Genomic DNA, 25322 nt, shown 5'->3' with positions numbered 1-25322 from the left:
AAATGATACCAACGCGAAAACCCGAACCGGATTCCATATTAGAAGGAACGGTTAGCCTGCCTCAAATAGAAGCCCTTATGCGGGAGCTGAAATCCCTTAACCCGAACCGTTCGGAAATTTCGGAACCACTTCCCGCAAGACAGGGAAAATTACGAAAAGTGTTGGTCGCCAACAGGGGTGAAATCGCAAAAAGATTTTTCCTAGCGTTAAGAGAAGAGGGAATCCGATCGGTCGCAATAGTAACCGATCCGGATAAAGGACAATCCTGGTACGAACCTGCCGACGAAATTCTATATATCGGAGATCCGGATAGATATTCGAATATTCAGACCGTAGTAGCTGCAATCCTGCTATCCGATGCGGATGCCATTTATCCGGGGTACGGATTTCTTTCGGAAGATTTTCGTTTTGTTGAAACCTTAGAAGCCGCCTCCAATATATATAAAAAAAATATAATTTTTATGGGACCTAAAGCGTTCGTGATGCGTAGGGTCGGAAATAAACTTGATGCGAGAACTCTCGCCCGGGAAAATGGGATCCCGTTATTTGACGGAAGTGGACCGATAACTCAAGGAGAACTTGAGGCAATTAAAGAAGCTGAACGAATCGGTTATCCGGTTATGGTCAAACTCGATGCCGGTGGCGGCGGGAAGGGAATGGTCGTCGCTTATAATTCCGAAGAATTGAAAGGAGCGGTTGAAAGCGCAGAGCGTATCGGTCGTCAAGCCTACGGAAATGGAACTTATTTTTTAGAGAAGTTCGTGGAGCATCCATCGCATTTCGAAGTTCAGATCTTTAACTCTACCGCGGTCGGAGTTCGCAAATGTGCCGTTCAGCGTAGAAACCAAAAAGTCGTCGAAGAAAGCGGAGAAACTTTTCTAGACGATCGGACCTTACTTCAGTTATTATCCTCTGCTGAGCGAATCGCCCATATTTCCGGCTATTCGGAAGGGTGTGGCGCAGGGACCGTCGAATTTCTGTTGGACGGAAAGACCGGGAATTTCGGTTTTCTAGAAATGAATACCAGACTTCAGGTAGAATATCCCGTTACCGATCAATCCTTAGGGATCGATCTTGCAAAATGGCAAATTCTTTTCTTTGATGGAAGAGAATCGGAAATTCCGTTCGAATCGGTAGTGAGAAGAAGATTCTCTGCCAGAAATCATTCCATACAATGCAGAATTTATGCGGAAGATCCCTTTCAAAATTATTCACCTGCCCCCGGTCGAATTACCGAACTGGAATTACCAACGTTTAACGGAGTTAGATGCGATTTCGGATTTAGAAAAGGGGATAAAATTTTAGGCGATTACGATCCGATGATCGGCAAACTTATCGCTTTTGGAACGAGCCGAGAAGAGGCGTTGCTGCGAATGGAAAGAGCTCTTAGCGAGCTTTATGTAAAAGGGTTAACTACCAATCACGAGCAGTTATTAAAATTGGTGCGTCACGATTCTTTTCGTAACGGAAATTACGATAATCGAATTCTAAATGAAAACCCCGAGCTTACCGAGCAGGACTTCACCGATCGAGAAGAAGGCGCGTTGTTTTGCTGCATCGCTGAAAGCAATCTGACTTCCGAAAAAGCCTTAACGGACGCATTCAAAGACGGCGATCTTCCTAGATTACTCAATTCGGAGGAATCCGAATATTTTTCTCACAAATTCGATTTGCGATCGGGCGATAGAAATCTTCAATTCAGGCTCTTTAAAGTCGGCTTCAATACTTTCGAAGTATTACTGAACGGAAGGTATTTTGGACGGATCGGATTGACTGCCGGCGGAAATTCCGGAGAAGAATTCACTGTGGAATTTCGCGGTCGAATTATCCCTGTTCGCGTAGATCGTAGATCCTCCTTCCATTCGGTTCGTTTTTCTGATAGAGAAGGTAAGCTACGCTTTTTGCGCTTCACCGTCCGCGTTAAGAGTAGTAAAAATCCGAAAGATAATCCGGGAAATCTGCGCTCCCCATTTCAAGGAACGTTCGTTAAAATCGCCGACAACCCGTTGTCAGGTAAGACTTGGAAAGAAGGTGATTCAGTTCAGGAAGGGGATTCCCTTATCGTCATCTCCGCGATGAAAATGGAAACGATTCTTAAAGCTCCGATAGGAGGAGAGTTAACGTATCTTGCCGAACACGGAGATCTTTCCAGACTAATTCGCGGAGCCACGGCCTCGGGGATGATTTTGGGAAAGGGATTCGGCGAAGGAGAAATATTAGCGAAAATTGAAACGCGAAAGGAAACCGAGAGTTCGGTCTCCGAAGAAAATGAAATCGAAAACTCCCTGGATTCTCTTTGGGAGAACTGGGAAAAAATCCCCGCAAATTCGGAGCCTTCCAACGGACGTTTGCCCATTCGCCAGATTTCGTATAAAGGAGCCGAGCTTAGAAAATTATTAATATCTTGGGTTTCGGGAACTTTTAGAGACGAAGAGTTTATTCCAAAAATTGGATATATTCTTTCTACATTTAAAATTCAAAACGAACCGGAAATCGAAGTCAAGCGATGGGAAACCTTTTATCTTGATATTCTAAAATTCCATGTTCTCGTTCGCCGGTTATTCTCATCCGATCCAGGTACGAAATTTTCCCATTTCGGCGAAATACACAGACTTCTTTCGCAATGGGAGACCGAAGGATACAACCCTTCCAAATCCACTAGAAAACTATTATCGGGAGCTTTCCATTCCTATGGAGTCCAGAATTGGAGTCCGGTACGACGGACAAAGGAACAGAAAGAGGCTTTTCTATATCTGGTCAGGGCTTATGCGAATTTACGCGAGGGGAAAGAAATCTTCGTTAAAATTCTGGAGAAATTTTCCGTATTCGCTCCTTCCACAAGGTCCGTGGAATTGGCTCTTCATGCCGTCATTTATCTAGAAGAAAGAGAAAAAGAACCTACTCTTGAAAAGACGGCGAGACGAATTCTTGCGTTACGAGGGAATCGTCCGCAAAAATTTCGAGGCGGAAATACTACGATTTCCAGAAGGCATGTTTTCGACTATATTAGATTTTTAAAGAACCCTTGGTCTTTAGTCTCCGAAGAAAGCGGAGAAAAACTGGAATTACATTTTAAACAATCTTTCAAAACCCCGCTTCCCTTATTACCGACGGATCTTTCCCCGCCTTTAGCGGAAAGATTCGCAAAGAAAATAGACTTTTGGAAATCCAAAGGAAATCTGACTCGCCTTTTTTCCCCTGAGAAAGGTCAGTACCTTTACTTAATCGATTATGGAAGAGAAAAGGAATATATTCTTTTTTCCGCAATTACTCCCGATCCGAAGTTAGACCTCTTTCGATCCGCCTTAGAGACCGCAGCCAAAAACGCGGCATGCATCCTGGAAGGAGCGCAATCCTTAAATAGAGTAGATCTTTTCAGATTGGAAATCATTACTACAGACATCCCTGTCCCGTTCGACCTATCGTCGGATGAAGATCAGGTACTGAATTACGAAAATATAATAGATTCCGCGAATTCGGTGGTCCGATTCTTTTTACACGGATTGTATAGCCAATTTACTCTGGAAATATTCGATTCTTCCGCCCATAAAATTAGGACGTTCTCGCTCTTTTTTAAAGAAGGCAAACTGAGAATGGATATCGTTCATCCGAACGATCCTAGATTCCCTTACACTCTGCCGGCTGACGCGAAAGACTCGGCGCTATTTCGTAAAGGAAAATGGCCTCTGGAACACTGGGTGAACGAAACCTTCGATCCGAGTACGATACGCGAAATATTGGTCCCGATCGCCGACGGCATTACCAGGGTGAATCCGAAGACTGGTCAATCCGAAGCGTATACTCCAGGCGCAAAAATCTTCGTTGGAAAAATGGGCGGCAAAGACGCGGTATTTTTCTTTAAAGATTCCAGGGTGGCGGGCGGAGCTACCGGTGATATCGAAGGAAGAAAATATATCGCTTCGACTTACTATGCGTATCGAAGGGATATTCCATTATATATTTGGAACGATGGAGCCGGCGCAAATATTCGCGAGGGGATGGTTTCCTTAAATCGGGCGGCGGAAGGATTCTTTATGAATTCGCTTCTTACCGCGAGGGTAACTGCCGCCGAGTTTCGAGGAGCGATCGAATCTCATAAAGATCCCATTCTACGAGAAATATGCGACAAGATGGAACAAGCGTACGCTTCGGATTTTCGACCTTACATAGCGAGTGAAAAACCTAAATGTTGCTTTTTAATCGCGATAGGAGTCGGTTCCTCGACCGGATTGGACGTCTATGGATCGTCTCAAGCTTCTTTACAACTTCTATTAAACGAAGAAGAATCCTACCGCGTATTAACCGGATCGGCAGTTATCGAATCCGTCACAGGTGAAAAGTTCACCAACTACGAAATCGGTGGTGCCAGAATTATGGGCCAAGCTACCGGTACAGTCGATTTTGTGGCGAGCGATAAGCTTCAGCTTCTTTGGTATTTGCATCGAATTCAGGAAGTATTAATCGGTAAAAATAAGTCTTCTTCGCAAATATCAATCGGGGCGCCGCTTTCGAAAGAAGAATGGGTCGTCTTAGATGAAAACGAACTAATCAGAAATTCCGAAACTAATTTCCTTTTAAGTGTTAAAGAAAATTATTCCGGATCCGGATCGCTTGTTTCGGGGTTTGTCCGGTTGGGGGACGGCCCGGTTCTTACTCTCGGTCCGCGGACTAGTTACGGATTTCATTCTCTCTCTTGCATAATCAAAGCCAAAGAATCGGTTCGAATCGCGCAAAAAACCGGGGCAGATCTTTTACTAATTTATGGTAGTCGGTGGTTTCGAAGCTCTCATTGGGACGATTCGGATTCGTTACGACCGAGACGAGATTTTCAAAAATCCCTTCAGGACTTTAAAGGGGCTTGTCTCCACTTGTTAAAGCATCCGGAAGGAATTCGAATACCGGAATTGACGTCGGCAGGAGATGCGTGGCTATTACTGGATGATTCTTCCGTCTCACGGGATAGAGCAATGAAGAAAGAGCTATCAGATGCGAAACGATGGGCGACTTTCATTGCGACTTCGGAAACCGAAGCGTATGATAAAATTAGAAAATTCTTTTCATTATTACGATCCAGAGAGGTTAATTCGGAAACTCGGGACATTAGAAAAGTTGAATTGCCTGCGGATACCTCTGCATCGTACGATATGAAGGAGAGAGTCGTCTCCCAAGTTTTGGACGAGGGTTCTTTTCTTGAATTTTATGAAGCAGATCCAGGTGCGAGTTTAATAACCGGGCTGGGCAGGCTTGCCGGCAAGACCGTTGCAATCATCGCCGACCAACCAAAAGACGGAGGTGCACCGGATGCTCCTGGAACGGAAAAATTCCGAGTATTCGCAGAATTCGTAAATAAGCATAAGATTCCGTTGTTGATGATTTCGGATGCACCGGGCTTTGTTCCCGGAACAAAGCAAGAACGATTAAGAATACAACAAATCGGCGGAGAATCTTTGGACGTAAACGTGCTTTCGCAGGTTCCCGTTGTATCTGTAGTTCTCAGACAAAACTACGGAGGAAGACAGATCCACGCGTTCAGTGGATTTCTTAGGCCGGGAATCGCCTATTATGCTTTTTCCGATGCGGTTTTAGCGGTCATGGGAGCCTCTTCGGCGTTCGATTTATTCCAAGGTGCAAAAGTCGAGGCTCTGAAAAAAGAAGGAAAAACCGACGAGATAGAATTAGTCCGTCGCGAATTCTTGGAATCCTTTAGAATAAAATCTAGAGCGGCCGAAGACGCAAAAAAATCGGGGGTCTTGGACGATACGTTCGCTTCTATCGAGGATCTTAGGAACGTTTTCCTTCGAGGATTAGAGGAAGCTGAACTGAAGACCCGCGAATGGAAAAAGAAAATCGAAGAACACTACGCTTCTGGAAGCGTTTATGGTTCCCGCGATAATACGGACGATTGGAAGGATTTGATACTCCCATAGAAAGAAACATATTTTTGTAATAAAACAATCTAACGCTTTCGGACGGCAATCATCGCAATGTCGTCGGAAAGTTGCGAAATTCCCGGTTTTCCTAATTCTTGTTTCGTATGGGCTTCCAAATCTCCGACGATAACTTTGATCAATTCTTCCGGCCTTTTTTCTCCGTTTGCGAATAACAATTTTGCTAAACGTTCCCGTCCGTACATAGAACCTTCCGGATTCCTCGCTTCATCCAAGCCGTCGGTATATTCGAAGAAGATATCTCCGGAATCCAACGTTAAAACTCTCCTCTCGATAGTAGTTTCAAAAAATGAATTTTCATCCATGCCAATCGGTAACCCGCCCGCCGGAAGTTCGTGGAGTTTTTTTTCGGATGCGTCGTAAAATAACGGCTTAACATGACCTGCGGATATATATTCCACCTTAGAAGTCGTCGAATCGAAAAAACCTAAAAAGAAGGTAACGAAAATATGATCCGGCGTGTCGTCATACAACTGCGAGTTCATTTCAAGAAGTATCTTCTTTAAATCGCGCTCACCGCGTCGAAGAATAGAACGAATTTGCGCCCGAAAAAGAGCCATAACGATTGCCGGACCGACTCCATGATTCGAAACGTCGCCGATACAAAACGCTATTTTGCTCTGACCAAGTTCGATAAAATCGTAATAGTCCCCACCGACTCCGGCCATTGCCTTATAGAAGGCGCCGAACTCTACATAGTCGTTTAAACTAGTCGGTAATTTCTCCGGTAAAAGACGTTTCTGGATTTCCTCCCCTGCCAGAAGTTCGCCTCTCATTTCCTCTCGTTCTTCCAGACCATGAACCATATCGTTAAGCGATTCGCTTAATATTCCGATCTCATCGTATCCGGCCGGCGGAAATTCGACTTTTAAATTTCCCTCGCCGATTTCCTCCGCCTTTCGACTGATGATCCGAATACGTCTGACTACGAACCAGGCAAGTCCATACGCCAATAAAATCGCAATTGCTCCGATAATGGCAGTATACCGGATAAGTTCGTCCCGATTATCCCGAATCTGCCTGGCACCCTCGGTTCTATCTATTAAAATTAGATTATATCCTAATAAATTCTTTCTTAATAAATCGTAAACGAGACCTTTGCCTGCACTCTCCTTAGAAGCTACTAATGGAGAGGAATCCAAGGCCCACATGACCTCTTCCGCTTCGCTTCGACTTCTTATTAAAATTCCGGAATCAGCTAAGGAGGCTTTGTTTCTGGATGCATTCGGCAATGTCGTCTCCGAGCTTCCTGCCAAAATCCATTCCCGCAATAGTTTCCATTTCGCACGCACGTTCTTGCGTTCGTCCGGATCCTTATAATATCTCCGAATCGCCGCGGAACCCGCTTTAAAAGGAAGGAACGTAAAATCATCTAGAGCCGCTTCCCGCAATCCATAAAAAGCGTCTTCCGAACGATGATCGTCAGCAAGGCTCCAATCGTCCTTACTTGATTCCAGACGAATTAGGGAATCTCTAACCTCTTCGGCCTGAGCTTCCAATTGTCGTATATTCTCCTGAATTTCCTCCGGTGATTCTCTTGTATCACCCTGCTTTAGAGGAAGTTTTAACTTCTTCTCCCATTCTAGGATTTCTTTTGAAGTTGCAACGGCCTTCTCCTCAAAGGATTTTTTCTCTTCTCTTGATCGTTTCTGCGCTTTCTGAAATGTCGTTACGTACGGTTGGAGTTCCTCCAGCTTGGTTTCTCTCTTTTTCAAAAGTTTTCTATAATTGGCCGTAAGAGTTCGAAATTCCGAATCGGCTGCCGGTTTCGCCTTCCCGTCCTTGCGTAATTCAGTAATACGAGATTTTAATTTTTGCGCGAGCTCCGCGAATTCCGAAGAAAGTTTACGATCTTCTTCCAAATACTCGCGCCACTGACTTGCGTGATTTGCAACTTCTTCCGCAAGAGTTCGAGAACGCTCTGCCGTATTAGGATTTCTGAATACTGGACGGAAGACCACCTCGTATTGGCGTCCGCCAACTTCGTAAGCTTCGGGCTCCGATTTATTTCGAATCGTTTCCAAAACGTCGGTTTCGCCGAATAGCGAGGAGCGACTTTCTTCGAATTCAGGTAAACTTAAAAGTTTTTTGGCCGTACCCGAGGATTGCAAAAATAGTAACCCGGTATCCAAAGTTTGCTTACCGACTCTGTCATAAGCGAGGATACGAATTTTATCGGGCAGCAAACCGAGGGAAGAAATTCCGTCTTTATAAGATCCTCGAAAAAAGTTCTGTAATGCTTTCGCTAAACTAGTTTCTCCTGCGGCCGCTCTTTTCTCCGCATCGGGGATGGATCGTTCCGCAGTCTTACGTTCTTTCTCCAGTTTTTCCTTATCCGACGAAAATGTTTTCTTTTTCTTAGGATCTAAATCCGGTTTTAATAATTCAATCTCTATGTTCTTGATCTCATCTTCGATTTCTTCGATTCGCGACCTAGCGCTTTCCGCAAAGAGTCTTGATTGGGCCGTCTTCTCGGCAATAGAGCGTATTTTATCGTAAACGGGTGCATCGATCGGTGCTCCGTTTTCTTTCCGTAGCTCATTGCGAACATTAGCCTCAAATTCCTTAATTTCATTCTCGGATAAATATCTCGTAAAGTAAGTGTCGACCGATCGATATACATTTCCTCGTTTAACGTTCAATCCGATGGATTGACCGAACGACTTGAGCGCACCTAAAAAACCCGCCTCTTTTTGAACGACGGTTCTTTTGAATTTACTGAGTTCTTTTTTCTTTTCTTTAACGCGAATTTTGAATTCTTCGATTAGAATCATACTTCGACTTAGATTCTCAAGGTCTAAAACGACAGTATTCACATATTCTAATGGAGCTTTCAGTTCCGAGCTAAGCTTCTCTTCAAGCGCTTTTTTTTGCTGAGAATAATGAATTGCGGAAGTGAATGCAAGTATGCTAATAACTAAAATAGCGGTGAAAAAAGAAAGCTTTGCCCTAATTCCCGGAAGTATCTTTCTTAAAATCTTATTCTTAATCATTTCTTTCTCTCGTATGAATTAGGGTAAGCCTGTTTCGGGACGGATTCTTTAGGCGTTGATATCTAACGGCCATAATTTTTTTGATCGAACGTAGGCCGAACCCTCCGTCCGCTCCGCTTTCGTAGAGTTCTTTCCAAGATTCGCTTTTCACTTTTGTCGGATCAAAGAAAATGCCTTCATCAGTGACCGAAAACCGCCAGCTTCCCTTGTTCTTCCTCATTCTCAGTTCGATCGTAGATTTTTTGTCTTCAGGAAATCCGTGCTCGATGACGTTAGTAACTGCTTCGTCCAAACAAAAGACGATTCGTCCCTTTATCAGATCGGGACAATCTTCCCCCAAGAAAGAACGTACTTCATTCCTGACTTTGGCTAACTCGTCAAAGTCGTTGCAGAATAGATAAACCTTTTCCTTGCCGGGATTCATTCTCGATTGTTATACGATCGAGAGAGCTTCTTCTAAATTCGGGAATATTCTAACTTTCTTGGTAAAATACATCAGCTCCATCGTATCCTTAACTTCTTTCTTAAGGCTACAAAACACGATTTCACCTGATTTTTCTTTTAAAAATTTCTGAATCGAATTCAACACGCCGATCCCGGCGGAAGCGATATAAGTCAGTGCGGTACAGTCGCAAACGATAGTTTTAACTCCGTTACCGACTGCAGATTCCAATTTCAACTTGAGGTCGGGCGCAGTCTTAGCGTCGATTTCGCCCGCTACTTTAAGAATGAGTCGATTTCCCTCTAGTTTTTCGTTAAAAGTTAAATTTGCCATTTTAGATACCTTTCTTTAAATCCTTCATCAAATCCTTGGTCTGAATAATGGAATATAATTTACGTTCTAGAGTATCTATTTCGTAATAATATTTTATATTCGGATCCCCTTCGAACGTGTGCGCATATTTTCGTATACCTTGTATCGCTTTCTTTGCATTTCCTTCTAAAATTCCTTTCGTAATGGAATAATAGAGTTCGATAGCAATTGAATCCATTAAATTTTGTTTAAATCCCTTTTCTCGTTTATCTAGAGCGGCCAGCAGATTTTCAACTTCAGGCTGACTGTAAACTTCCGAGTCGCTATAATTGATTATATATCTGGAGAGCAATCTTTTACAGCGCGTAAGATTATTCGCTTTTGTGGCCGCTAGTATCTGCTGGTATAAAGTATGGATTTCCGTTTCAAGGTATACTTTTTGTCGAGTACCGTCCAGTTTGACCGGTTCAAACGCGGACTTCAACTCCTCCTGGGAGAAATTACGAATCGAATCCTCGAACAATTTTTCGTTATTATTTCTAGTTAGCTGCGCAAATTCGTTCAAAGGTTTTTCTAGCAAACCTATAAATTCTAGGGCCTCGCTTGAAATTGCGATTTTCGGATCATCTTGAATTTTCTCTAAAAAGAAAATACAAGAGTCTCCTAGTGCCGAAAGATTTTCGGCCAAGGCCTGTGAAACCAATCTCTTGCATTGATGAGGAATGGTATGGAGATATGCCGGATCACGAGAATCTTCCTGAATTTTATCGATCATTCTACTGGAAGCTAGAGCCGAGACCGATTTTTCTCTTTCCCATCCGGCATAAACCAGAGGTTCAAATAAATATTTTTTGAAATTCTTTTTGCCCGATAAGGCGAGCAAACGAATTGCCTTTACGAGTTCTTGGGCAAGATCCGGTGGAATTGAAATTCTTTTTTCTGACATCTTGAAATGGATCTTGTTGGATCGATTCGACTCCGAATTCTAACAGATTTTGGAACCTTGTTCCTTGAAAATCTCCCACATGGATGGCAAAATTTCCTCGAAATGGGGAATACGTATAGCAAATTCTTAGATCGGTCTTGAGCAGAAAAATAAGGATTTCGGGACATATTTGGGAAGAAAAAAGGGTTCGAACACGTTCGAACCCGGCAGGAACAATCTAAGCTTATAAACGTTTGCAACGTTCTCCATCGGGAAGATGAGGGTGATAGATATGTTTGATGGGTCTTTCCATGCAGGCCATACATTCGCGCACTTTATGCTCTTCCTTTAATGTTGAACATTGCGCGGCGGTTTCCCTCGGTTGAGCAAAAATCGACACGATCCCAATCAGGCACGACGAAATTCCGACGGCTAATAATATTAATTTAATTTTCACAGCCTTCTCCTGTTGTATTAAACGTGAGAGTCATATCCAACGGGGAAGAGGTTGGCAAGTAAAAAAGACTTTATTCGTTCGTTGAAAAATTTCAATTTCGCAAAAACTTAGATGTTATGCGTCATTACCTCGATAAAAATAATCGGGAATTTATGCGGTTTCGATACTGATTTTGGTTACGTCCGCTAGCCCTTTCACGTCGTCTACGATATTCAAAACGTCAAAACCATGCGGCACTGCGATCGTGAGCTTGATCTGCGCACTTTTAGAAAGGAAATCCTGCATAAAAGATTCCGAAACCAATTTAAGATTATTTTTTGCCAACAGGTCCCGAAACCCTTTTCTATGAAACTTCTTTTGTTTTAAATCCAAAATCAAAACTTTATATTCGTATTTACCGAAATATTTGGATTCGACCAAATCGAACGCTATAAGTATCATCAGCGTGAGTCCGGTCGTTAAGAGGGAGGCAAAATATAAACCCGCCCCTACTAAAAGTCCGATCGAAGAAACAACCCAAATAGAAGCCGCCGTATTCAATCCCTTGATATTCATTCCGGACTTAATGATCGCACCCGCGCATAGAAAGCCTACTCCCGAAACGACCTGTGCGGCAATCCTAGTCGGATCCGCCATTTCTCCGGTATAGTATGTCGGGACGAAGATCGACAAGAGCATCAAAATGGTCGATCCGAGTCCGATCAAAATGTGAGTTCTAAAACCTGCCCCGTGATTTTTTTGTTCCCGATTCCAACCGATAAGACCGGCAAAAAGAATAATCAAGAAAATTCTTATGGTGACGGTAAATGCGTCGATCTGCTTTGAATCGAGTAAGTTTAAAAATTCCTGCATTGCATCTCCCTGACGTTTAATTTTTACAGTATTCTAGTCCGGTTAAAAGCTTTTAATGAAATTCAAAAAGAAAAATTCTCAACTTCCTTCAAGGTTTTAATCTAAAGACTGAAGAGATTAAACCACTGTCCTTGCATATGACCCCGGACATTCTAATTTTATCCCATTCTAAAGGCCTGCCTTCCTTACTCAATAGGATACCGCCGGCTTCCTCTACGGCGATTGCTCCAGCCGCAAAGTCCCAGACTTTTGCTCCGTTAAAGTTTAAAAAAAGATCCGTCTTTCCGAGCAGTAGTTCTCGAAACCCGGCACCCGTTGCTGCAAGAGATCTGGACGCCAAGGAATTCTTTACGACATTCGCAATCCATACAAAATCCTCATCGGCAAGAGTATTATTAATTTCTAAAGAAACAATACTGCGGGATAAATCGGACTCCCCGAAAAAAAAGACCTTGCGGCCGTCCACCGTCGTACCTTTTCCCCTTTCGGAAAGGACGATCGAGCCCGTTGCGGGAAAATAAATGCATCCTGCGACCGGCTTTCCTGCTTCAACATAAGCCATAATCACGCTAAACTCAGACATCCCCCTGGAAAACAGAGTTGTTCCGTCAAGCTCGTCGCAGACTATATATGAAGTCGGTAAGGGTTCCGAATTTTCCTGTTCCTCTAAAATAATCGGAATTCCGGAAAACTCTCTATGCAACGATTCAAATAAAATTTCATGGGAAGCGAGGTCTGCGTCCGTCAGCACCTGCATAGGATCCTTTAAACTATATTCCGACTTTCCATCGAAATATTTTAGAATTTGTTCTCCTGCTTCCCTGCTAATCGATTCAAAGAGAGGAAGTAGATCGGAGCGAATCGACATTCAGATCATGGACCGTCCGTTGTCGGAGTTCCACCTTCTTCTCCGGGCGGTGTCGGCTGCTTTTGCGGATTCGGTGCCGGATCATCGTCTAGTATCGAAGGACGTTTATGTTTTTTGGAAGATTTCGGAAGGGAAATACTTCTGATTTTAATGTAAGATCCGAATACCCAGCCGGTTGCCGTCTCGGTGAATGCGTCTTTGAATTTAGTATTTACTAATACTTTATAATAGAAATTTTCGATTCGTTGTCCGTTGATATCCAGTATATAACGCTTCGGACTTTTTTGTAGGATTTTTCCTACTTCCCCACCGTCTAGATCTCTAAGCGTCGGAGAACCCACAAAAGGCTCTTTGAGTAAAGGTACTTTCTCCGAGGTAACGGTCATGAACTTGCCGAAAGCTTTTAACTTATATAACCGAATACCGATTTCCTTAGCGATTACTTCGGAATCCGGAAAATTATTTAAAATTCGTAAAAGAGCAAAAATTGCGTAGGAATTTTTTTGAGAGGTAAGAGTATCCAGAATCTGCGCTCTAAGATTCCCCTTGTCTCGAAACGCGTCTTCTAGGATATGCATCGAGGTTCGCGTTTTGTGGCGACCCAAGGCTTCGACCGCAGCTTTCTGAAGTTCCTCATCAGGAGAGTTAAGATAATCTATAAAAATTCGAATGTCTTCCGGCGCTTGATAATATCCCAAGCCGAGAATCGAAGCTTTGACTATATCCTTATCGTCGGAAGTAATCCCTTTACGAAGCAGTACTTCTCTTGCACTCGGATCCGCCGTTTTTCCCATTCCTCTAAAACTCGAAACTCGAATTTCCTTATCACTGGATTTTGCGCCCGCGTAAAAATATTCCAATGAGGCACGAGCGCCTATATCGGCTAAGCCGAAATAGGCGGCCTGCCTAACGGCCTCGCCGTCACGATCGATCATTTTGTGCAGAGTCTTTACTCCTTTCTTCGAACCTAATCGACCCAATGCAAATGCCGCCGCAGCTCTTACTCTGGGAATCGGATTGGTCAATCCGTACCGACTCAGCTTTGTAATATTATGATTTGCTTCGGCTTGAAAAACGGAAAGAAGCCCGCGCTTAAACTGATCGTTATACTTTTTGATTTCTTTCGCATCTTGCGGAAATTCCGAATTTGTAGGAGCTGAGGAATCGTCAGGATTTTGAGCGGGATCCGTGCCATGCCCTTCTTCTTGCGATCCAGGAGCGGAAGGATCGGAATTTGCAGGGGGTTGACTCGAATTACTCTGGGCAAAGTCTGATTCGAGTCCTGGAACAACCAACGATCCAAGGATCAGGAGAAGAACGAAAATATGGGAATTAGTGCGGGTCTGCATTTTAAATAAAAAAGAGGACATCGGTTCCAGGAAACAATCCCCTCCTCAAGCCTCTATTCTTTTTTTCGACCGATCACGAGTCGGCAATGACCTTTTTTTCCACTTAATGCGTAAGTACGCTCGGCGTTCCATATTTTTACAGAATAATTTCTTTCCTGCATTAAAAAACCGACCTGATTTTTGTCGGCCATTTGTAGTCCAATAATGTAGAATAGTTAGATTTGGAACTGCTTGACGAACGTTTTGAAAGCTGTTAATCTACTACAAAAGGAGTCTTTTTATTAGTAAGCTCAGCGGTAACCTTTCCGGACTTAAATCCAATCAAGTGCAACGTCTGAAGAAACTTTCAGAAAGAAGAATCCGGGAAAATGTAATCATCACCCCGGAAGTTTCAAGAACTCTCACCGAACTTTCCCACGAAATCGGCCGTCAGGTCGGGATATTAATCGATAGGACAGGCTATGTTACCCACGTAATCGTCGGCTCCGATAGCTCGATCGATATTCCATGGTTGGATCGAATCCGGATGTCGGAAGCGAGATTGCGAGGCTTACGGCTCGTGCATACTCACCTCAAAGACGAGTCTTTAAACCAGGAAGATTTGACGGACTTAGCATTACTTCGACTAGACTATATTACCGCAATTACCGTGGCCGAAAGCGGCCTCCCTAAAGCGTATTATTCCGCGTACGTCAATCCCGAAGATGAGGAAGGCGAGCCTTGGACGGTACTACCGCGCAAGAATCCCGGCCAATTGGAGGAAGGTATACTCGAAGAGATTCTAGATATAGAAACTCGAATGGCTCGGTATAGGCATAATTTCAAAGGAGCACAAAAAGAAAACCGGGCATTCTTAGTAGGCGTTTATCCGGAACACCAAAGAGGTCGAACTCCGAGTCAATCGATAGAAGAGTTAAAGGAACTCTGTAGAACTGCCGGTGTTCACGTAGTCGATTCCTTCATCCAAAAAAAGAACAGACTCGATCCCGCAACCGTTTTAGGAAAAGGAAAGTTGGAGGAAATCGTTCTCAAAGCGATCCAAAAACAAGTCGAGCTACTCGTGTTCGATTTAGAATTAACTCCTTCCCAAGCTAAGAAAATTTCCGATTATGCGGACTTAAAAGTAATCGATCGAACACAACTCATCTTGGATATTTTTGCTCGGAATGCCAAAAGCCGCGACGGTAAACTTCAAGTGGAATTGGCGCAATTAAAATATCTCAAGGGGCGACTAACGGAACTTGACGACAATATGTCGAGGCTTACCGGAGGAATCGGAGGAAGAGGTCCGGGTGAAACAAAACTGGAAATCGGCAAACGTAGAGTGGAAGAAAGAATTTCCCGGCTAGAGCAGGAATTAAAATCCCTAAAGAAAAGAAGGGAAATTGCGAGACGCAGGCGTAAGAAAAATGAGATCCCGGTTTGTGGAATCGTCGGATATACGAACGCAGGTAAATCCACTCTTTTGAACATGCTCACGAACTCGGAAGTATTGTCCGAAGATAAACTTTTTGCGACCTTGGATCCGACTTCTAGACGACTTAGATTTCCGGAAGAAAGAGAGATCATTATTTCGGATACCGTAGGATTTATTCATGATCTTCCTCCGGAACTGTCCAATGCATTCAAGGCAACGTTGGAAGAGTTGGGAGATTCGGATTTATTACTACATGTCGTGGATATATCGAATCCTGAGCATCATCTACATATGGAAGCGGTGGAATCCATCCTGGAAGATTTGGGACTGGCGGAAATTCCCAGAATCCTAGTCTATAATAAGATCGATATTTTACCTGAAGAAGCCAGGACTGAGCTGATACGAGAAGCCGATATCGATACCGTGTACGTTTCGGCATTTAAGAAAATCGGATTGGATCTTCTCTTGCGTAGAATCGAAGAACGCATCTATTCCGAAGCCGCGGCTAAATTGCGCGAACAAAAGCTACTTCAAGGATTTAATAAACAATTCGAGGAAGAAGAACGAGAGGACGAACCTCTTCCGATTCCTTAAAAGAGCCTTGCACCTATTTAATTTGCTTCCGATTTCTTTCCGAATTGAATTTTTGTATCTTTCCCCGTAATGAGTGATGATTTTTTTCCTCATCTGGAACTTAAGTTCCAGACGAAGTCTTGTTTTTCTGAGAAACAAAGAACGGAGGAAAAAATGCTTCAATTTCTATACGATCGATCGACCAAACGAAATACGCTTATCGCGTTCATTGCTACCGTCTTCATAATGATATTTATGAACGGAATCTCCACAGCTTTTTACAATTCTACCGGGGGATACGGAATTTTGGATATGGCTGGAGGTGCTAACCTGACCGATTCTCGTTCGCCGATCCTGTCCGAATCCGAGACGAACGATCTTCTTCAACACTACGGCGAGAAGGGGATTCGGTTTCATAAGAGGATATTAATCGGAGATCTGGTATTGCCGACTTCTCTTACGATCAGTTTTTGCTTTTTAATCGGCTTGCTTTATAAAATTAGAACGAACGAAATTTCCGCACCAAAAACGATGTACATTCCAATGACGTATCTTGCGTTAGATACGCTGGAGAATCTTGTCATTTGCAAGATTCTATTCTCCTATCCGGAATCCGCGGGAAACTTAACTCTTCCGTTAAATTTATTACGTACGGCGAAGTTCGCAGCAAGTGGAGTAATGGTTGTAGCTAGTATATTTTATTTTTTGAAACTGTTAAACGAAAAAACTCGGAGAAAACGGACGGTTAATCCGTAAATAGCATGCAGCCCTTGCGGATTATGCAAAGGCTGTTTTAGCTTCTTCCAACGTATGATAGATTGCTACTTTTTTAGGTAATTCCATTAAACGAATTACATTTTCTAAAAAGTGATTCAGCCCGCCGATAACGATTTTACCGTTATGCTGATCCACCGTTTTAATTAACGTGAGAAGAGTCGCAACACCCACGCTGTTGATATATTCTAGAGCGGAGAGATCCAAAATAATTTCGAAAACTCCCTCGTCAAAAACGAAGTTGATCTTACGCGAAATTTCAAAAGCGTTTGAATTTGTCACCTTTCCGTTCATCGTCACGACGAGAACTTCTCTCTCCTTTACGGGAGTACGTTTTGTTTCTATAAACAACCCTTCGAATTCCGTTCTTGCCATTTCTTCCTGATCCGTGCTATAACAGCAGTTTACCATCTTTAAGGGAGGCTTGGATTTCCTTGCTTCCCTTGATGTTTTTCAGCTTTGATTCCACCTGGGCAGTCCCTTGAGTTAGAATCCGTATCCATCCCTTTCCGTCGACTTCTCCCTCGAAATCGAGGTAAATTCTTCGGTGGTCTTCTTTCCTACGAAAAGTGACCGTCCCCCCTTGGCGCAAGTTTTCCCAATAAGATACTTGTGCTCCGAACGTCATTAGACGAGAAATTCCGTCTAAATCCAAAAATAAATCTAAATGTTCGTCCCCGTAACCTCCGTGAAGAGAAATAGTGAACGGGAATTCGTCCATGAATTACAATTTGTCCTCCAATCGGATGGCAATCGAAGGCTCCAAAATCACATCCAGCGAATCGATTCTTCCAAGAGAGGCCAAAATCGAAGCTTCGACGCAAGGATGCGTGATGACCACAACTTCAGCGGGTTCCCGATCGGATTCGTTTTGACGTACGGAGGATATAGAAACTCCGTTTGTCCCGAGAACTTTAGCAATTTCAGCCAAAACGCCCGGTTGATCAACTGAATTAAATCGTAAATAATATCTAGCTTCCGTCTGATTTGCTTCGGAAATTGTAGCTCGATGAAACCGATTTCGTTCCGGCGCTAGACCTTTTTTACGACGAGAAGCATAGTATACCAAATCCGCCATCACTGCCGATGCCGTCGGAAGCGCCCCCGCCCCTTTTCCAACTAAAAGTCCCGATCCCGCATACGCAGTTTTATAATATACTGCATTTGTTTCGTTCATCACGCTTGCAAAGGCATGCTGAACTGGGATCATGACCGGCTGAACGCGAGCTTCAATTTTACCGTCCAACTTACGAACCAAACCCAATAATTTAATTCTATAGCCTAGATCGGAAGCAAACTGAATATCCAATCGTGTAATCTTTGTTATCCCCTCGGTCGTTATGCTCTGTAAAGGAATTTTCTCCCCGAATGCGAGAGAGCCTAAGATACTGATTTTATGCGCAGTATCGATTCCCTCCACATCGAAGGACGGATCCGCTTCGGCAAATCCTTTCTCTTGAGCCAAACGTAATGCTTCCGCGTAGTTCAAATTCTCCTTTTCCATTTTGGAAAGAATAAAATTAGTCGTGCCGTTTAAGATTCCGTATAGTCCGAGAAATCTATCCCCGGCCAAACAATTACGAATCGCTCTAATGACCGGTATCGCACCGCCGACGGCGGCCTCGTAACCTATTTCCGAATGATTTTCTTCCGCAATTTTAAATAATGAATCCCCTTTTTCGGAAAGCAAAGCCTTGTTCGCGGTAATGACGGTTTGTTTGGCTTGTAAGGATCGAACGACTATCTCTTCCGACGTGGTCGTCCCTCCGATTAATTCGAGAATAATATCAATTTCAGGATTTCCGGCGACCTTTGAAATATCGTCGGTGAGAATCGTATTCGGAAATTCCTTAAGAATCGGAAGGACCTTACCGGGCGTTCGAGTACATACCGAATGAAGTACGATCGATAATCCGAAATCCTTTTCGATTTTATGAGTTTCCTCCCGAAGAATCTTTAAAACACCAGAGCCTACAGTTCCGGCACCGATCATGCCGATATGAATCGTTTCCATTCTTGGACAATCCTTTCGTTTATAAGGATTCGTTCGACCTTTTTCCGAAACGGTTTGGAGCCTTTCCGAATAGGAGAGAGGTTTTTTCTTTACGAAATGCGGTCCTCGTGGTAGAGATTCTTTTTTACGGCGGCTTTCGGAACCCGTCGGAAGCGGCGACTCCTCTTCGACAACCTATTACTCGAAGGAACGCCTGAAACTCGAAAGATAAAGGATACCTCCTCAATGGCGAATCGTCGCAAGCCTCCACGTAAATCCTCTCACCAAAAAAAACAGGATTCTCCCCATAAACCAGGCGGAAATAGGGGGCACCAAACCGGCAATCAGACGAAACGCAGACCGGATCAAGGAAAGCCCAGCAACCGCCAGCAACAAACAGTCGCAAATAAAATCAGCCAAACGATGAAAGAATTACCCTCGGCAAAGGAACCCCGCCGCTCGTCTTTCTTAGTGAAGCTGACCGGATTTTTAGCTATTTCGCTTATTCTTTTCTTCGGTTACTTCATACTAATGGAGTATCTGGATAAAACTCCGGTATACGGTAAGCACGGTTGGGATGATGTAGCAGGACAACCGGCCACTTGGGAAGAAGCAGTCGAATACTGTTCCGGAAGAAGAAAGCGGCTCCCGGATAAAGAAGAACTAAGGACATTCTCCAAACGAGCGGACAAAAAACTAAAATCGTTAGGATACTTTTGGTCCACTACTCCGGAGGGAGACAAAGGCAATTTCCAAATCGTGAATCTAAATTCTGGCGAATCGAATTCAAGCCCGACCACCGCAAAATTCGCCGCAATTTGCGTGAAATAAGACTTTCCTTGGTTTAGGTGGAATCCTAACATCGGGACGACAAACTCCTCCGATCGGACCGGCAATCGTTCGGGGGATCGGAACATATCCGGGAGAATGGAATGACGGTCCTCACCTTCGCTAGTGTATGCTATCTCACGGGATTTATCGTCTCGGGACTTTGCGCGTTTTTTTTACTATCACCTAAAGAAAAATTGGAATCCACAGTCCATTTGGGTTGGGCGTTTCTATACTTCGCCCTAATGCAACTCGCTTTTTTGATGGGGACTTCCTTCTTTTATCCCATTTCCTTTTTACATCGCTGGATTTCCATTCCAAGTTCGATTTTAGCCTGTACGCATCTTATCGCGTACTTCTACTTCTTAAATCCTCAAAGCTCCCATAAAGTAGGGAGAAGTTTGTTGACCGGAGGCTTTCTCTTAGCTTTGGGTTCTTTAATTTTGCACGTATTGCGAACGGTTCCCTACCCTCCTAATTATGATTTCTCCGGAAACGTTTTTGACGTAATTCGAGTCGGCGATGAAAGAGTTTTAGCATGGGTCTTATCCTCGTATCTGGGAGCAGCACTGATTTTAGGCGGGGTTCGAGCTTTTCAAGCACCGAGAGCTGATATAAAATTAATGGCCGTCTCTTTATGGGTTCCGTTTCTTCTCTTGTTCGGAACCACATTGCTCTTTCATACGAAAGAGATAGCCGTACCGATCGATCGTGCGATGGCCTTATCTTTCTGGAATCCGCTTTTTCTTACCGCCTTATTCATCGCTTGGCTCGTTCATTTAAGAGCGTCCGGAGAAGCGTTCAGCGTTCGAAACCCGTTATTATTAGGAATCGTATTGCTCCTCCTCTTCGTTTTTCAGGGAAGCAGCTGGCTATTTCTACAACCGGGGCTGGATTCGCTTAGAGAAACGGTAAGCGAACGACAAAAAGCCGAAGACCTTTCTCCTAAATCCTACACATTTACGGTGCAGGATGCGAGCGACTTTAGCTCCGGAGTTACAGGGGGATTGGACCCGTCCTTATTCGGGGAAACGAAACGGGATTTGATCCTTTCTTTCATTTGGGAAAATCCGCAACTACTCGCGCAGGAATTTCCGGCTTATTCAGAAGCGGGAAAAAAATGGATCGGGAATCAGGAGTATTCCGAAAAATTAATCGGACTTTCGAAAGATTTGGAGAAGATCCGAAAAAAAATCAAAAACCTTCCCGAAAAAGAACTCAAAGGGGAAGCGCTTGCGATACTGAACCCTGACGGAAGAAACGAATCTCTTGCCCTTTACTTAAAAGTTCTTTCTGGGGTCGTAAAAAATTCCCCGGCAGAAGGCGAATCGTTAAGAGAATTGATACTAGATCAATCGCGGGAACTTATTCCCGACGGAGAGCCTAGATTCCGAAAAATTCCCGGAACGGAGGAAAAATATTATTATTCCTTAATTCAAAAATCTCCCGGAAAAACTCAGGCTAAAGAAACAGGAATCCCGTATAAGGATTACCTCGCGTTCGAAACAAAACTTTTGGCCAAGCCCCTGCTGGCCTTTCTACTCTGTCTTTTTTTATTCGGAATCGGAATCCATGCCTTTCTCTCGTTCATCATATTTCATCCTTTGGAAAGATTATATTCCGGATTGGAACTCGCGACTGAAGGCGATCTAGAACGTGAACTTCGTGCGGAAGCCTGGGACGAGATCGGAAGTCTGGCGGACCAATTCAATCGAATGATTCAATCGATTCGTTCCATGCCCGCGAATGGCGTCGGAGTCTCCGATCATCACCCCACCGTTAAAGTCGGCTCTTGGAAAGATACTTTACAAAGAATTAAACTAGCCCGTTCGCCTAAAGAATTGGGACAGATTCTTTCCGAGCTAGAGAATTTACCATCTTCGGATCCGAACCGATCCAAACTTATTTTGAAAGCCGCTTTGAAAGCAAAGGATTATCAACGGGCTTATTTGGCTGCGGAAGCGATCCGTGCTTTGGGAACGAATGACTCCGAAGTTATTTTTTTAACTTCCTATTGTTTAAAGAAACTCGGAAATCGAAAGGAGGCTATCCGCTTGGCGGAGAAAGTGCGCACGGAGAATCCGAGACATTCTCAAAATCGACTTCATCTTGCCGAATTATATTTCTTAGAAGGACGCTTAGCCGAAGCGCAGGACATAGCCGTGGAAATTCAAACGGACGAAGGAGTTTCTCCCACTCTTACAAAACTGATGAATGCGATAGAAAAAAAAGGGAGCTGAATCCAATCTGGATTTAATGAAAGGATTCATTCGCAGAATATCAGGCAGATTTCAAACTTCAAACGGTTCCTTTGAGGCCGTTTTGGAAATGGATCCGAATACCGGACTCATCTCAGCAATTCATCAGGGTTCTCTGCTTCAAGCGCCGGAAGAAGGAGATTTATCCTTCGATCCTCAGGAGTCCGTGATCTTTTCCGGATTCGGAGATATTCATGTTCATGCTCGAGAAGACGAGACGAAAAAGCATATTTACAAAGAGGATTTTCATTCCGCAGGATTGGCCGCAATCAACGGAGGCGTAGTACATATTGCAGATATGCCCAATAATCCGGTCCCTCCCGTTAACGATGTAATCTATCTGAGAAAGCAAGAATTAGCCAATCGATCTCCGATACGGATCACCCTCTATGCCGGGATCGGGCCAAAAACAAAACCTTTAACATTACATGTTCCTTATAAAGCATTTATGGGCCCGTCCGTAGGAGAATTATTCTTTCATTCCAACGAACAGTTGGAAGATACGATAAGGCATTATGAAGGACAAAATGTTAGCTTCCATTGCGAAGATCCGGAGGTTTTGGAAAAAAATCAAAGTGAACTCCTGCATGAGGATCGGAGGCCGCCGGAAGCCGAGACTTTGGCCACCGATTTCGCTCTTTATTTAATCGAAAAATATAAACTTAAAGGTAAGCTCTGTCATTATTCCACTGGCGACGGATTACAAAGAATAATCAATGCTAAGAGAAGAGGGGTTTCGGTAACTTGTGAAGTAACTCCGACTCATCTATATTTCGATCGAACGATGCTTACGGATGAAAACCGACATTGGTTTCAAATGAATCCTCCATTACGCGGACCTGGCGATAAAACCATGCTTCTTCAAGGTATTCGAGACGGTTGGATCGATTATCTAGCTACCGACCATGCTCCCCATTCGATAGAAGAAAAAAAAAGGGGAACCTCCGGAATCTCCCAACTAGATACCTATGCACTCTTTGTTACCTGGCTTCATCGTGACGGAAAAATTTCGCTGGAAAAAATCGCAGAAATTTGTTCGGAGAATCCCGGAGAATTTGTGAACGAATTTCTACCTAAAGAATACGGCAAGGGTTTTGGAAAATTGGAGCCAGGATATTGCGCGAGTTTTACCGTCCTTAATTTTCATAAACCGACGACCTTCCGAAAAGAGGATATCAAAAGCAAAAGCGGATGGTCTCCTTTCGAAAATGTCACGTTTCCAGGAAGCATTCTCGCGGTTATCCATCGAGGGCTCAGAGTAAAATAGATAGATTCGAACATTTCTTTTCCGATCCTTGGCAGTCGACAAAGATTATTCCGAGGATTCTGAATCAGACTAAAATCCGGGGCTTTATAATCCTAATTTACGCATTTAAGAAAATACGAATCGATATTCCTTGGTCGGTTTACTCCGAAAAACTGTTTCGTAATCCGCTGCCGAATTCGTAATCCGAGTTTTAAATCATGTCTAAACATCATAGCTTGCTTTGGAGCAAATCGAATAAATGGAAACGCACTTAAAGGAAAAAATAGCATTAGTAACCGGATCAACTGCCGGAATCGGATTGGCGATCGCTACGCAATTGTTAAACGAAGGTGCAACCGTCTTCATAAACGGCAGAACAAAGAAGCGTGTGGACGAAGCGCTGGTATCGATAAGGAAAATTCTGCCGAATGCAAAAGTAGAAGGAATCGAAGCGGATTTTTCCAAACCTGAAGAGATAAAAACCCTTCAAAATAAGGTCCCGAATATCGATATCCTCGTTAATAACGTGGGTATTTTCGAACCTAAGGATTTTGTCGATATCCCTGACGAGGATTGGTTTCGTTTCTTTGAAGTCAATGTCATGAGCGGAGTTCGACTTTCCCGTTATTATCTTCCGAAGATGTTAAAGAAAAATTGGGGACGGATCCTATTTATCTCGAGCGAATCAGGTTTGCAAATTCCTGAAGAAATGATTCATTATGGTGTGACTAAAAGCGCACAGATCTCGTTAAGCCGCGGACTTGCGGAGCTCACAAAGGGTAGCAATGTTACGGTTAACTCGGTGCTGCCCGGCCCGACTCGATCCGAAGGGGTTGAAGGTTTTTTACAAGACCTTGCTAAACGACAAAAATCGACCGTCGAAGCGGTTGAAAAACAATTTTTCCAATCGGCAAGACCTACGTCTCTAATCCAGCGCTTTGCCTCCGTCGAAGAAGTTGCAAATTTAGTAACATATTTAGCAAGTCCTCTTTCCTCCGGAACGAACGGTGCCGCATTACGAGTGGATGGTGGAGTCGTGAAGTCGGCATTTTAATGCTTAAGTTGAGCGTCTTAGATCAATCGCCGATTCGAAAGGGTAGCACCGCAAAGCAAGCAGTTCGCGAAACGGTCGAACTGATACAATTCGTGGACCGTTTAGGTTATCATCGTTTTTGGGTATCAGAACATCATAATATACTGGGATTGGCCGGTTCAAGCCCGGAAGTATTAATCGCGCATATAGCGGGCGAAACGAATAGAATTCGGGTCGGTTCAGGAGGAGTCATGCTTCCGAATCATAGTTCTCTTAAAGTCGCGGAAAATTTTAGAATGTTGGAAACCCTTTTTCCAGGTAGAATCGATTTGGGTGTAGGACGAGCGCCCGGCGGAGACAGACTAACTGCTGCTATTCTGAATCCTGGAAACAGTTTTGTCCAAAACGATTTCGTACAACAACTTATTGATCTGAAGCATTTCCTTACCGATACAGCAGAGCCCGACTCTATACAGGCGAAAGTGAGGGCGATCCCGATCGTAGAAACCGTGCCCGAGCTATGGATTTTAACATCCAGCGGGGAAAGCGGACTTTTAGCGGCTCATTTTGGAATGGCATTGTCCTTTGCCCATTTCATTAATCCGAACGGAGGGCCGCAGGCGATGCATGCCTATCGAGAAAAATTTCAGCAATCGGAAGCTCTAAAGAATCCGCAAGGAAGCGTGGGAGTTTTCGTACTTTGCGCGGATACCGAAGAAAAAGCGAACGAACTTCGTGCAGTTATGGATCGGCAGCTACTCAATATCGAGAAAGGAATCAGTGAAGGAATCGTTTCTTACGATGAAATAAAATCACAACGATATACGGATGCCGAGGAATATCGTATTGCCTACAACCGGGGGAGAATGGTAACCGGAACACCGGATCAAGTTAAAGTAAAGCTCTTGCAGTTAGCGAAAGAATACCAAGTCGACGAAATTGTAGTCACTACGATTACCCATGATTTCAGCGACCGCTTACGATCCTATGAACTCTTAGCGGCTGCATTCGAATTAGAAGAATTTCCCAAAAAATAAATTCCGATCAAGATTGA

19 protein-coding genes are annotated in these 25322 nt (G+C 43.7%); 8 read left to right on the top strand and 11 right to left on the bottom strand.

All coding sequences use genetic code 11. From position 1 onward, the window contains the following. Positions 1-2: 2 nt before the first annotated feature. A complete protein-coding gene (locus LEP1GSC050_RS13740; RefSeq protein WP_010571781.1) occupies positions 3-5927 on the top strand; it encodes a carboxyl transferase domain-containing protein in 5925 nt (1974 codons plus the stop codon). 29 nt (positions 5928-5956) lie between these two features. Here LEP1GSC050_RS13740 and LEP1GSC050_RS13735 read toward each other — a convergent pair whose 3' ends face one another. The 8 genes from LEP1GSC050_RS13735 to LEP1GSC050_RS13700 all read right to left on the bottom strand — a co-directional run bounded on the left by LEP1GSC050_RS13735 (position 5957) and on the right by LEP1GSC050_RS13700 (position 14167). After that, a complete protein-coding gene (locus LEP1GSC050_RS13735; protein WP_010571780.1) occupies positions 5957-8941 on the bottom strand; it encodes a PP2C family protein-serine/threonine phosphatase in 2985 nt (994 codons plus the stop codon). Then, positions 8934-9365: an ATP-binding protein gene (locus tag LEP1GSC050_RS13730; protein ID WP_010571779.1), complete on the bottom strand. Its 432-nt coding sequence runs from the start codon at positions 9363-9365 to the stop codon at positions 8934-8936. Before LEP1GSC050_RS13730 ends, LEP1GSC050_RS13735 begins: the two co-directional genes overlap by 8 nt. Before the next feature lie 9 nt (positions 9366-9374). Next, the gene (locus LEP1GSC050_RS13725; protein ID WP_010571778.1) at positions 9375-9716 is read right to left on the bottom strand and encodes an STAS domain-containing protein; all 342 of its coding nucleotides are present in this window, start codon (positions 9714-9716) and stop codon (positions 9375-9377) included. Position 9717: 1 nt separating this feature from the next. Next, entirely contained in the window at positions 9718-10641 is a 924-nt protein-coding gene (locus LEP1GSC050_RS13720; protein WP_010571777.1) for a hypothetical protein, read from the bottom strand. Between the two features lie 223 nt (positions 10642-10864). After that, positions 10865-11077, bottom strand: coding sequence for a hypothetical protein (locus LEP1GSC050_RS13715; RefSeq protein WP_010571776.1), 213 nt, complete (start codon positions 11075-11077; stop codon positions 10865-10867). A gap of 150 nt (positions 11078-11227) precedes the next feature. Next, positions 11228-11929, bottom strand: coding sequence for an MgtC/SapB family protein (locus LEP1GSC050_RS13710; RefSeq protein ID WP_010571775.1), 702 nt, complete (start codon positions 11927-11929; stop codon positions 11228-11230). 88 nt (positions 11930-12017) lie between these two features. Next, a complete protein-coding gene (locus LEP1GSC050_RS13705; protein WP_010571774.1) occupies positions 12018-12797 on the bottom strand; it encodes an inositol monophosphatase family protein in 780 nt (259 codons plus the stop codon). Positions 12798-12802: 5 nt separating this feature from the next. Further along, positions 12803-14167 carry a HEAT repeat domain-containing protein gene (locus LEP1GSC050_RS13700; protein WP_010571773.1) on the bottom strand — a complete coding sequence of 455 codons (1365 nt, stop codon included), beginning with the start codon at positions 14165-14167 and terminating at the stop codon, positions 12803-12805. A gap of 304 nt (positions 14168-14471) precedes the next feature. Here LEP1GSC050_RS13700 and hflX point away from each other — a divergent pair, with 304 nt between their 5' ends. After that, a complete protein-coding gene (gene hflX / locus LEP1GSC050_RS13695; protein ID WP_010571772.1) occupies positions 14472-16157 on the top strand; it encodes a GTPase HflX in 1686 nt (561 codons plus the stop codon). 153 nt (positions 16158-16310) lie between these two features. Further along, positions 16311-16892 carry a hypothetical protein gene (locus tag LEP1GSC050_RS13690; protein ID WP_020987203.1) on the top strand — a complete coding sequence of 194 codons (582 nt, stop codon included), beginning with the start codon at positions 16311-16313 and terminating at the stop codon, positions 16890-16892. A gap of 21 nt (positions 16893-16913) precedes the next feature. Here LEP1GSC050_RS13690 and LEP1GSC050_RS13685 read toward each other — a convergent pair whose 3' ends face one another. From LEP1GSC050_RS13685 to LEP1GSC050_RS13675, 3 genes are read right to left on the bottom strand one after another with little or no spacing between them, the layout of a single operon-like run. Next, positions 16914-17285, bottom strand: coding sequence for an STAS domain-containing protein (locus LEP1GSC050_RS13685; protein ID WP_039948703.1), 372 nt, complete (start codon positions 17283-17285; stop codon positions 16914-16916). Positions 17286-17301: 16 nt separating this feature from the next. Continuing rightward, positions 17302-17631, bottom strand: coding sequence for a hypothetical protein (locus tag LEP1GSC050_RS13680; RefSeq protein WP_010571769.1), 330 nt, complete (start codon positions 17629-17631; stop codon positions 17302-17304). Positions 17632-17634: 3 nt separating this feature from the next. After that, positions 17635-18924 carry a homoserine dehydrogenase gene (locus LEP1GSC050_RS13675; protein ID WP_010571768.1) on the bottom strand — a complete coding sequence of 430 codons (1290 nt, stop codon included), beginning with the start codon at positions 18922-18924 and terminating at the stop codon, positions 17635-17637. Positions 18925-19149: 225 nt separating this feature from the next. Here LEP1GSC050_RS13675 and LEP1GSC050_RS13665 point away from each other — a divergent pair, with 225 nt between their 5' ends. From LEP1GSC050_RS13665 to LEP1GSC050_RS13645, 5 genes are all read left to right on the top strand, one after another. Then, positions 19150-19734 carry an LIC_10572 family protein gene (locus LEP1GSC050_RS13665; protein ID WP_010571766.1) on the top strand — a complete coding sequence of 195 codons (585 nt, stop codon included), beginning with the start codon at positions 19150-19152 and terminating at the stop codon, positions 19732-19734. A gap of 101 nt (positions 19735-19835) precedes the next feature. After that, a complete protein-coding gene (locus LEP1GSC050_RS13660) occupies positions 19836-21971 on the top strand; it encodes a tetratricopeptide repeat protein (protein WP_010571765.1) in 2136 nt (711 codons plus the stop codon). Positions 21972-21987: 16 nt separating this feature from the next. Then, the gene (locus tag LEP1GSC050_RS13655) at positions 21988-23256 is read left to right on the top strand and encodes an amidohydrolase family protein (protein ID WP_020987613.1); all 1269 of its coding nucleotides are present in this window, start codon (positions 21988-21990) and stop codon (positions 23254-23256) included. Positions 23257-23494: 238 nt separating this feature from the next. After that, the gene (locus LEP1GSC050_RS13650) at positions 23495-24289 is read left to right on the top strand and encodes an SDR family NAD(P)-dependent oxidoreductase (RefSeq protein WP_010571764.1); all 795 of its coding nucleotides are present in this window, start codon (positions 23495-23497) and stop codon (positions 24287-24289) included. Beyond that, positions 24289-25305, top strand: a complete 1017-nt coding sequence (locus tag LEP1GSC050_RS13645; RefSeq protein WP_010571763.1) for an LLM class flavin-dependent oxidoreductase — start codon at positions 24289-24291, stop codon at positions 25303-25305. The genes LEP1GSC050_RS13650 and LEP1GSC050_RS13645 overlap by 1 nt, the downstream gene beginning before the upstream one ends. The last annotated feature ends 17 nt before the right edge of the window (positions 25306-25322 follow it).

This window comes from Leptospira broomii serovar Hurstbridge str. 5399 (assembly GCF_000243715.2).
In the GTDB taxonomy this organism is placed as follows: Bacteria; Spirochaetota; Leptospiria; order Leptospirales; family Leptospiraceae; genus Leptospira_B; species Leptospira_B broomii.
This window is presented reverse-complemented; position numbering and strand designations above follow the sequence as displayed.

Coding starts and splice junctions, on each gene's coding strand:
- LEP1GSC050_RS13740 (WP_010571781.1), top strand. CDS start 3: ATGATACCAACGCGAAAACCCGAACCGGATTCCATATTAGAAGGAACG.
- LEP1GSC050_RS13735 (WP_010571780.1), bottom strand. CDS start 8,941: ATGATTAAGAATAAGATTTTAAGAAAGATACTTCCGGGAATTAGGGCA.
- LEP1GSC050_RS13730 (WP_010571779.1), bottom strand. CDS start 9,365: ATGAATCCCGGCAAGGAAAAGGTTTATCTATTCTGCAACGACTTTGAC.
- LEP1GSC050_RS13725 (WP_010571778.1), bottom strand. CDS start 9,716: ATGGCAAATTTAACTTTTAACGAAAAACTAGAGGGAAATCGACTCATT.
- LEP1GSC050_RS13720 (WP_010571777.1), bottom strand. CDS start 10,641: ATGTCAGAAAAAAGAATTTCAATTCCACCGGATCTTGCCCAAGAACTC.
- LEP1GSC050_RS13710 (WP_010571775.1), bottom strand. CDS start 11,929: ATGCAGGAATTTTTAAACTTACTCGATTCAAAGCAGATCGACGCATTT.
- LEP1GSC050_RS13705 (WP_010571774.1), bottom strand. CDS start 12,797: ATGTCGATTCGCTCCGATCTACTTCCTCTCTTTGAATCGATTAGCAGG.
- LEP1GSC050_RS13700 (WP_010571773.1), bottom strand. CDS start 14,167: ATGTCCTCTTTTTTATTTAAAATGCAGACCCGCACTAATTCCCATATT.
- LEP1GSC050_RS13690 (WP_020987203.1), top strand. CDS start 16,311: ATGCTTCAATTTCTATACGATCGATCGACCAAACGAAATACGCTTATC.
- LEP1GSC050_RS13685 (WP_039948703.1), bottom strand. CDS start 17,285: ATGGCAAGAACGGAATTCGAAGGGTTGTTTATAGAAACAAAACGTACT.
- LEP1GSC050_RS13680 (WP_010571769.1), bottom strand. CDS start 17,631: ATGGACGAATTCCCGTTCACTATTTCTCTTCACGGAGGTTACGGGGAC.
- LEP1GSC050_RS13675 (WP_010571768.1), bottom strand. CDS start 18,924: ATGGAAACGATTCATATCGGCATGATCGGTGCCGGAACTGTAGGCTCT.
- LEP1GSC050_RS13665 (WP_010571766.1), top strand. CDS start 19,150: ATGGCGAATCGTCGCAAGCCTCCACGTAAATCCTCTCACCAAAAAAAA.
- LEP1GSC050_RS13660 (WP_010571765.1), top strand. CDS start 19,836: ATGACGGTCCTCACCTTCGCTAGTGTATGCTATCTCACGGGATTTATC.
- LEP1GSC050_RS13655 (WP_020987613.1), top strand. CDS start 21,988: ATGAAAGGATTCATTCGCAGAATATCAGGCAGATTTCAAACTTCAAAC.
- LEP1GSC050_RS13650 (WP_010571764.1), top strand. CDS start 23,495: ATGGAAACGCACTTAAAGGAAAAAATAGCATTAGTAACCGGATCAACT.
- LEP1GSC050_RS13645 (WP_010571763.1), top strand. CDS start 24,289: ATGCTTAAGTTGAGCGTCTTAGATCAATCGCCGATTCGAAAGGGTAGC.